This is a genomic window from Draconibacterium sp. (genome assembly GCF_041583095.1).
Classification (GTDB): domain Bacteria; phylum Bacteroidota; class Bacteroidia; order Bacteroidales; family Prolixibacteraceae; genus Draconibacterium.
Genome location: NZ_JBFHGM010000203.1, coordinates 1 through 9428 on the forward strand (window position 1 = coordinate 1; position 9428 = coordinate 9428).

Below are 9428 nucleotides of genomic sequence, written 5' to 3' on the forward strand. Positions count from 1 at the left end.
AATAATTTTAGCACCTACTACAATCAGCGGCTAACGTTATTTGAAAAGCTTCCGGACACCCCGAATGAAATCATCATGCTGGGCAATAGTATAACTGATGGATGTGAATGGAGTGAACTATTTCAAAATCCCAATATTAAGAACCGGGGAATAAGCGGAGATATTACTGAAGGCGTTCTTTATCGGCTTGATGAAGTAACACGATCAAAACCCGCAAAAGTATTTTTGTTAATAGGGATTAACGATTTGGCCCGAAACATTCCGGCAGATACAGTTTTTCAAAACATCTGCAAAATTGTGAACAGTATTCGCGAGAGTTCTCCCTCAACACAGGTTTATGTACAAAGTATTTTACCTGTGAATCCATCGTTTAGTAAATTTTCAAACCATGTGAGTAAAACCAATGAAGTAATGGACATAAACGAAAAACTAAACCGCTGGTGTAATAATAACAATGTTGAATTTATTGATTTGTTTCATTTGTTTACGGAGGATGAAACCAACTATTTAAATCCTGATTTCACCAACGATGGCCTTCATTTAACAGCAAAAGGTTATTTGAAATGGGCTGAAATAATTTCTTCTGATCTTGAAAAATGAATAGTTGTTTTATTATATTTAATTTCTAAAAGAGTTCTAAAAGTATTGCAAATAAAAGGTGTAGAATTAACAAGTACTTTTTAAAACAACAAAAGCGCCTAAATCAAAAATTTAAGCGCTTTCGTTTTTCATCTTCTTAACCGAAGATGACCAATTTTTAGATTGTAATCGTCATGATGGAATGAGGTAAACTTTCCAGGTCGGTTGATTTGCCATTTATCAGCAATTGGTAGTTGAATTTTTCGTCAGACCTGTTCAGTACAACAACAGCAATCGAACCATCAGGATTTACAAAAGCAGTTGCCTGCAAATCGGTGCGACTCGACGACGCGGCAATTCTTTTGGCTCCTTCTTTTACAAACTTCGAAAAATGTCCGATGTAATAGTAGCTGTTGGTATAAATTAACTCGCCGGTTTGCGTATTGGCGTGTATGGGCGCAAAACATAAGTTACCAACATGGTTTGGCCCACCGGTTTCGTCCAGCAGGATATTCCAGTCGGTCCACGCAACAGTTCCGCTGTTAAAATCATTCAACATCGAGTAGCCATAACGTTCGCCCAAAGCCCAGTCGTTAACCCGCTTGATATCAAATGATTCAACACAACCTTCTGTAAAAATAAGTTTTGCATCAGGGAAAGCATCGTTTACCAGTTTTGTATTTTCAAACTGCATATCGCCACCGGTCCAGGGTTCGTACCAGTGAAAGCCAATGCCCCAAACATATTTTGCAGCTTCCGGATCGCTTAAAATAGTGGTAGCACGCTGATAAACCTGGTCGCGGTTGTGATCCCAGGCAATTAGCTTTTTATCGCTCATTCCACTACTGTGCAAAGTCGGACCAAGATATTTCTTAATAAAATCGCGTTCCTCATCAGCAGTGTATACACACGATTCCCACCGCTGAACAGCCATAGGTTCGTTTTGTACCGAAAGCCCCCAAACCGGAATGTTGTGTTTTTCGTACTCTTCGATAAACTTCACGTAATAGTTTGCCCAGGCCGGTTTAAACTGCTCCAGCAGTTTTCCCCCCAGCAAAACATTATTATTGCTTTTCATCCATGCCGGAGGGCTCCAGGGGGTAACAAACATCTTCAATTCGCCACCTGCCGCTTCAATAGCTTCTTTTATAAACGGAATACGGTATTGTTCGTCGTGCTGAACGTTAAAAGTGGTCAGCAGCGAATCATTCTCCTCCACATAATTGTACGATGCAGTTGAAAAATCACAGCTGGCGATGTTTGTGCGCGAAAAGTTATAGCCTATTCCTTTTTCCGGGTCGTAAAAGGCAGTAAGTATTTCCTTCCGAATGTTTCGTGGCATTTTATAAAATGTTTCGGCCGAAGCATCGGTTAAAGCTGCTCCAATTCCTTCGATGGTTTGAAACTGCTTTGCCGGATCAATCAGAACAAAAGGCTGTGTTTCCAAAGGCTGGTCGGTAGTCTGCAAGCTAAATTCGCCAATTGTTTCTAACCTCAGATTGGTATCTTTTGCCGTTACATACACACTTACTTTTTCGGGATTTACAACTACCGGTGGCTGCTCCACTTCTTTATTCACTTCCTTGTTCGTGCATCCGGCAATAAATAAACCCGATACAGCAACAACACCAACCACCGTTTTCAAAATATTCTTCATGATCATCTTCTTTTTGTTCGTTCAACATTCTTTTCAGAAATGCCAAAAACGTCTAACAAAAAAGGCTGTGAGACCTCCCATTTCGGGAAGCCCACAACCTTTTATCTATCTACCTTTTCTCTCTCTTATTTTTTTGTAACTGTTAAAACTGCCTGATCGTTTCCTGCCGAAAGATCAACCGTAAATACATAAGTAGCACCGTCTTCCAGGGTAACTCCATCAACCAATCCGAGGTTACCACTATCGCGGCCATTTGTACCGTCGCCAATAAAAACAATATCGCTTGTTGTTGAAATGGCATCTCCTCCAAATTCTCCTCCCCAACCTTTTTGGTGGAAGAATTTAAAGTTGATTCCGTCGGTACTGATATTTGTACCTCCAACTACAGTCAACTGGTATTTTTTATCGCCAATTGGAGCCATACACAATGCATTGTCAGGACTCCAGCCAACAGTTTTATCTGCTAACGATGGTTTACCAACATTCTCGCCAATCACCCAAACGGCACCTGTTCCGTCAGCATTTAAAACAGCTGGTGAGTTGCCATCCAGGGCCTCAATTCTGAAATAGTTTAGTGCCAGATTAGCTGTTACCCGGTATTTTCCTGTAATCGGAACAAAAGTATACAAGCCGTCTTCCTGCGTGGTCAGATAATCAGCATCAATCCACCAGTCGGCAATATTTCCCAAACCCTGAATATTTACGTCCTGCCCTTGCGTCAGATCAATATCAAGCTGATAATTTTCTTTATCAAGCATATTCATCTTCTCACCATTCAGTAGAATTTCGAAGAATGGGCCCGCCTTATATGTTTTAGTGTTAAATGTTACCGAATACGTTCCTCCAACCGGGTTTACAAAAGGAATATCTTTTGAAACGCCATTTGTTATTTCTCCGGCTTCCCAGCCAAATACGATTTCAGTCCCTTTATCATCAACCACCGGCGTTTTTATATAAGCCGACAAATCCGTTGACGGGAATGCCTCAGTAGCTGCATACTCATTTTCTTCGCCGGTTGGCAACATGGGGTACGATGCGTTTTCACTTACCAAAATCAGGTAAGGGTATTGCGCACGAGTTATTGGAACATCGAAAGTTTCAATACTGCTATTCATTGTTGTGTTCAGCAATACAAATTCCAGAGTAGCTGTTCCATCGGGAATATCTTTCTCAAAAGGAATTTCTATTGTACCTGAATATTCACCATTTTCTTTCGTGCGAATTGTCGTTCTTTCCACCTCTTCTTCGCCAAAATAAAGAATGGCAGTTAGTGTCGATAGCGAAATTTCGTCGTTAACCGAAACAGTAAACGGAAGCACATCTCCAAAATGTACATCGGAGAATTGGTTTTCAATTTCCATAACGGGATTTCCCGCCGGTTCGATTTCGCTGATATCATCGGAACACGACAAAACAGCCAAACCCAAAATGCTTAATATGAAATATTTTAAGTTCTTCATTGTGTTAGATTTTATTTTTTCCATTGGTATGAAATAACCGATTTGGCAGGCACTTCGTAACTGAAGTGATTTGTGCCATCGTCGAGTGTTATCATTTTTGAAGCCGAATTGCTGTTTAATAATACCACGGCATAAGTTCCGTCGGTGTTTTCGAATGCCGAGTAGTAAAATCCGGCCTCAGAAAAACCCGAAGTACCGATGCGCACTGCACCTGGCTTAACTACCGACGACAAATGGCCGATAATGTAATAGTGCGAATTGCGTGTAATTGAAGAATAGCTGGCTCTGTCGATATCCACCGCGCCATAACAAGTCTGGCACCCGCCTTCACGGTTGGGGCCTCTGTCACTGTCGAGCATCAGGTTCCATACAATTACTCCTTTACACCAGTTATTTACAGTTCCCAGTGCTACTTCGCGCATATCTTCAATTAACCGATTTTGCAGGTTTCGGCCATCATTCCAGGTACCGATAGATGTTTCAGTGAAAATCAACTCTCTTTCAGGAGCTTTTTCGTGTATATCCAAAAGCTCTTCCTTGTTTCCACCATAATTGTGATAGGCTGCACCGACCACAATATCTTCGTCAATCCCTGCATTGTAAATTTTCACCGGGTAATCATTCTGCTCGCCCATGTTATCGTAGTTGTAATTGTGGTCGAACAAATAAATTTTTGTGTTCAACGATGCTGCTTTAAAAGCAGGCACCAGGTTGTTTTTCACAAATTCAAGTTGTTCTTCCCAGCCCATATACAACGACGCTGAATTACCTCTGTTAAGCGGTTCGTTTTGTGGAGTAACCGAATAAATATCGATTCCGTATTCCTTTAAAACCTGAATCCACTTTACAAAATACGTGGCATAATCGGCATAATACGCCGGATTTAACTGACCGCTTGTCCACGAATTGAATGGCTGCAAATCGGTAAGGTTATTCACTTTCATCCAGCGTGGGGAAGTCCAGGGTGATCCCAAAATTTTAAGATCAGGATTAATTGCCTGAATTTCCTGTAAAATCGGAATCACGTAATCGGTTTCTTCCGAAGTAAGTCCGAAGTTTTCAATTCCCTCGGTATCGCAACAAGTGTATTCACTAAGCGAAAAGTCGGAACAACCGATGGCAATACGAACGTAACTGTAGCCCATTCCCTCTGTTGGCGAGAAAGTTTCTTTCAAAAACTTCTCCCGGTTATCTTCTGTCATCTGTAACAGATTATAACAGGTTGAACCGGTAATTGCCGCTCCAAAACCATCCATTGTCTGGTAGCGTGTTTCCGGCTCCAAATTAATGGTTGTTGGCGACATATTGCTTTTATCGCTAAAGTCAACCGCTTTTGTTGCAAAATCCAACGACCGGGTATTGGTAGTGATGTAAAGTGTAACATCTCCTGTTTCCGGTTCCGGCTGCTCAGGTTCTTCAATTTCACCGCTATTATCATCGCTACAGGCCACAAAACCACAGCAAAGCAGCGCTATCAGCAAAATAAATTTTATATCGAATAATTTCCTCATTGTATTAAAGCGTTACTTTTTCAATGTTTACCGTGTTATCGTTTAAGTTGATTGTAAAACGATAGTTGGCTGATTCAACAAGCGGATCGTTCTCACCATTCGGAATGGTCCAATCGTTATCGCCTGAAATGATCTGTTCGCCGGTAAACGTAAACTGACCTGCTTTTTTCTCATTTCCCCAACCGGTATTTTCAAAAGGTTTGAATCCGGCAAAATGATCGTGATCGCCCGGCGTAAAGAATGTTCCCTGGTAAATGCCATCACCGATTTGGCGGAACAACACGTAATTCAGCACATTTCCGAAACCCCAGCTGGTATGAACGCGGGTATGGCCCGGGTAAACAGCGCCAATTGCATCGGTGCTTACGTTTGTTGGATAACCCAAACCGTAACCACAAGCCAGAAGGTATTGCGGATATGCAGGATTATCAACGCCAACAAAAATGTTTTTTCGAACCGGGTTGTAGTAAATGGTGTATTCACCTGTTTCTCCAAGGAAAGTTACACGGCTGTCGGCTGTGCGCTCGAAAAAATCGGGATTGTAAATATTCGCAGCATCGCCCAACTGTCCAAACACGGTGTAGGTTTTTCCCTTTTCCAGTGTGCGCGTAAGTGTGCGGAAAGCTTCGCCGTTAACATCCTGATTGGCGAATGCAGAAAGAGCCAAATCATCGTCACCCAACTGGCTTCCGGTGGTTGCCGCTGTAAAAGCGAAATTGTCGAAAACGAAAGTTTTTGTGTAATCGGCATCAGGCGTGTATGCAAAAGCCGACTCGCCACTTTGGTCGATCATGGCCAATTTCCCATTTACATTGCCATAAACATCGCCACTGTAGTCAATCGAATAGTCTGAATTAAGCTTTTCAGCAATTTTATAATTCACCGATGTTTCCAGCGTTAAGTCGTTGCCCACAAACCGGTTGTTGTCTGATGACTCTAAACTAACCACGCTACCGTTGTCGGTAACCAGGTACAGCCGACTGTAAATGGGGCGATTCCCTGTCAGTTCTGTAATTTCAGTACTAACCGAACCTTTGAGCACATTCCGGGCTTCCAACTTTATCTGAACCGCAGAATTATCGGCCTGATCGGCTAATAAGGGAACATAAATCGCTTGTTCAACCTCATAATCGTCGCCGGCTAATGGAATTTCGCCACTTACTACAGTTCGTCCTTCCGACACCAGCTCGTAAGCCAGCGAAGTAAGCATTGTAGCCGGATCGGTAATTCTTGCCGACAAGGTAATTGAGTCGCCAAATATAAAACTGGAAGGGCTAACTGTTCCCGTCTCAATAAAAGGTGTAGATTCTTTTCGGGGGCCGTATTCGTCTTCGCATGAAGCAAATAACAAGGCAATTATCCCGGTTAAAATAAAAATTTTATATAAAGGTTTCATTTTACTCTCTTTTATATTTTTCGGTTTGAATTCTAATATCCGGGATTTTGTACCAGGTTTGGATTCTGGTCAATAATATCCTGCGGAACAGGAAGGATATACGAAAGGCTTGTAAACGGATAAACCTGTGCCGGACGTCCTTCGTCTTTGGCGTATACTGCATTCATTACTTCTTCTACTTTCTCTAAACGAACAAGGTCGAACCAGCGCTGGCCTTCCATTGCCAGCTCAAGGCGGCGTTCTTTCAGATAAGCCTCAGTAATTGCCTCCTCGCTAGCTGATGCTGATGCTGGCAGATTGTTCAAACCTGCGCGCTGGCGGGTTTGGTTGATAATCTGAGCTGCTCCACTGTAATCTCCTTTTCCGATCAGCGCCTCAGCTTTTAGCAAAAGAATATCGGCATAACGCATTTTAATTGTACTGTTGTAGGCACTGCGGCACTTGTACATAAACGCATAATTATCAGCCGGATAATAGATATTCCAACCGCAACTGTAAAAAACAACCGTTTCGGCGAAGCGTTTGTCGCCAACTTCGCTTTTAAAAGCTTTAATCAGATCGCGTGATGGAGTGATCCACTTCGCCCAGGTAAAATAGAAAGTCCAGTCGTTAAGCGGACGACCATACATCCAGGTTGCCCAGTTGGTATTTCCCGGGAAATATTGTGCTTCATAAATGGTCTCTTTGGTATTGCGGGCTTTGGCATCAATTGCTTTATTTTCCTGCGAAGGTGGCGCGTTCGGATCGGTTAGTATAACACCAAACAAATCGCTGTACTCGTCAACCAGTTCATAACCATCGGCAGCCAGTTCGTCGGCATACTGAATTACTTTGTCGTAATCGCGCAAAGGTTTTTCGGCATATACTTTAGCCAGCAAAGCACGGGCAACCGATTTTGAGAACTGTGTTTTATCCGATGGATCATTGCCAGGAGCGTATTGCAATCCTTCCAAAAGGTCGGCTTCAATTTGCTGATAGATGGTTAAAGCATCGGTTTGCGGCGGGAAATAAGCCGGGTAAACATCGTCAATGGTTTCGGAAGTAATGTCGCCGGCAACTGTTGTTACCAATGGAACATTTCCCCAAATGCGAACCATATCAAAATAGATCATTGCCCTTAATATTTTCGCCTCGGCTTTATACTGAAGCTTTTCAGCATCTGTTAAGGCCGGATCATTTACATCGTCAATAAAACTGATCAAGCGGTTGGCCTGGGCAATATTTCCCATGTGGCTGTTCCAGTCTCTTCTCAGGTTGGTATTCGATCCTTCAATCGAGTTTACCTCGAAAGGTGTAGTTTCAGCGCCTGGCGATCCTGCATAAGCATTATCCGAGTGCGATTCGGCCAGCAATAACATGTCGAGGTACCAGTGCTCCTGGCTGTTTTTGTACAAATTAAGTAGTGTTTGCCTGTGCGCTAAAACGTCAGCTTTATCTTCAAATACAACCTGAACGCTGTCCTCGCTCACTCCTTCAGTTACATCCGAATAGGTATCTAAAGGATCATAATCCATGGAGCAAGCTGCCAGCAAGGATATGATAAGAATGGATAAAATATATCTTGTCTTCATTTTCATGTGATTAAAATTGTCTATTTATATGGTATCACATGGAACTCGCGGTTTAAACATCTGCTGTAGTGCGAACTATTTCCATGCTCGTTTCATTTGATTTAAAATTCAACATTCAACCCAAAAACAAAAGTCTTACTGTGTGGGTAGGTTCCCCAATCGATACCCTGAACGGCACCGCTGTTTCCCCATTGGTTTACTTCAGGATCCATTCCGCTATAGTCGGTAAGTGTTAACAGGTTGGTTGCGGTAACATAAGGTTGTAAACGCGAAACTCCCAGTTTGTTTAAAATTCCACCATTGAAGTTGTAAGAGAAAGTGATGTCTTTTACACGCAGGTAACTGCCGTCTTCAATAAAATAACTTGATGGCTGCATAACAAAACCGGCTTTTGGTACATCGGTAATTTGTCCGGGAGTACGCCAGCGGTGAAGCACTTCAGTAGATTGGTTTTTCAAATCGTACATCCCCATCACATCACCTTTCGATGCATTAAAGATGTCGTTTCCAACAGCTCCCTGCAGAAACACGTTAACGCTAAAACCTTTGTACGAAAACGAGTTGGTTAACCCAAAAGTAAAGGCCGGGTTCGGGTCGCCAATATAGGTTCTGTCTGACGCTGTAATTTTTCCGTCTTCATTTGTGTCGCGGTACATCAGTTCTCCTGTTTCCGGATCAACTCCATCGCTTATATAACCGTAGAATCCACCCAACGCACGACCTGGTTCGTTACGTACAACACGAATTTGGTGAAAAGCATCGGTTGTTTCAGCATCGTAATAAATCTGCTGTAATTCAAGGCTTTTCAATTCGTTAGTGTTATGCGAAATATTAAAGTCGGTGTTCCAGGTGAAAGCACCTGTAAAGTTGCGTGAGCTTACCGATAACTCAACACCGCGGTTCATCATTTCACCTTCGTTTCGAACAATATTGCTTGATGCTGCAGCACCTGCCGGCAACGAAACATACATCAGCATATCCTCGGTGTGTTTCGAATAATAGTCCATTGCAATCGTTACGCGGTCGGCAAACAGTGTTGCATCCAAACCAAGGTTAACCTGCGAAGTCGTTTCCCATGTAAGGTCGGAGGTACGAAGGTTAGCCTGCGTAATCAATGGCAAGGCATCTTCCTTTCCGGTTTCGAACCAGGCCTGACGAGTGATGTTGTAACGTTGCAAATAAGCATAGTCGCCAACTCCCGACTGGTTACCGGTTTGTCCCCAGCCACCTCTGATTTTCAAATCGTCGATCCAG

7 protein-coding genes are annotated in these 9428 nt (G+C 42.7%); 1 reads left to right on the forward strand and 6 read right to left on the reverse strand.

From position 1 onward, the window contains the following. Positions 1 to 600: GDSL-type esterase/lipase family protein (locus tag ABZB17_RS16460; protein WP_372651661.1), on the forward strand; the 600-nt coding region annotated here is incomplete at its 5' end. Between the two features lie 157 nt (positions 601 to 757). Here ABZB17_RS16460 and ABZB17_RS16465 read toward each other — a convergent pair. From ABZB17_RS16465 to ABZB17_RS16490, 6 genes are all read right to left on the reverse strand, one after another. Then, on the reverse strand, positions 758 to 2236 hold the full coding sequence (locus ABZB17_RS16465; protein ID WP_372651663.1) for a glycoside hydrolase family 30 beta sandwich domain-containing protein: 1479 nt from the start codon (positions 2234 to 2236) through the stop codon (positions 758 to 760). A gap of 125 nt (positions 2237 to 2361) precedes the next feature. After that, positions 2362 to 3696: a DUF5121 domain-containing protein gene (locus ABZB17_RS16470; protein WP_372651665.1), complete on the reverse strand. Its 1335-nt coding sequence runs from the start codon at positions 3694 to 3696 to the stop codon at positions 2362 to 2364. A gap of 11 nt (positions 3697 to 3707) precedes the next feature. Then, positions 3708 to 5207, reverse strand: a complete 1500-nt coding sequence (locus ABZB17_RS16475; protein ID WP_372651668.1) for a glycoside hydrolase family 30 beta sandwich domain-containing protein — start codon at positions 5205 to 5207, stop codon at positions 3708 to 3710. Between the two features lie 4 nt (positions 5208 to 5211). Next, on the reverse strand, positions 5212 to 6603 hold the full coding sequence (locus ABZB17_RS16480; protein WP_372651670.1) for a hypothetical protein: 1392 nt from the start codon (positions 6601 to 6603) through the stop codon (positions 5212 to 5214). A gap of 32 nt (positions 6604 to 6635) precedes the next feature. Further along, the gene (locus tag ABZB17_RS16485; RefSeq protein ID WP_372651672.1) at positions 6636 to 8174 is read right to left on the reverse strand and encodes a RagB/SusD family nutrient uptake outer membrane protein; all 1539 of its coding nucleotides are present in this window, start codon (positions 8172 to 8174) and stop codon (positions 6636 to 6638) included. Between the two features lie 101 nt (positions 8175 to 8275). Further along, positions 8276 to 9428: TonB-dependent receptor domain-containing protein (locus tag ABZB17_RS16490; RefSeq protein WP_372651674.1), on the reverse strand; the 1153-nt coding region annotated here is incomplete at its 5' end.

Coding starts and splice junctions, on each gene's coding strand:
- ABZB17_RS16475 (WP_372651668.1), bottom strand. CDS start 5,207: ATGAGGAAATTATTCGATATAAAATTTATTTTGCTGATAGCGCTGCTT.
- ABZB17_RS16465 (WP_372651663.1), bottom strand. CDS start 2,236: ATGAAGAATATTTTGAAAACGGTGGTTGGTGTTGTTGCTGTATCGGGT.
- ABZB17_RS16485 (WP_372651672.1), bottom strand. CDS start 8,174: ATGAAGACAAGATATATTTTATCCATTCTTATCATATCCTTGCTGGCA.
- ABZB17_RS16480 (WP_372651670.1), bottom strand. CDS start 6,603: ATGAAACCTTTATATAAAATTTTTATTTTAACCGGGATAATTGCCTTG.
- ABZB17_RS16470 (WP_372651665.1), bottom strand. CDS start 3,696: ATGAAGAACTTAAAATATTTCATATTAAGCATTTTGGGTTTGGCTGTT.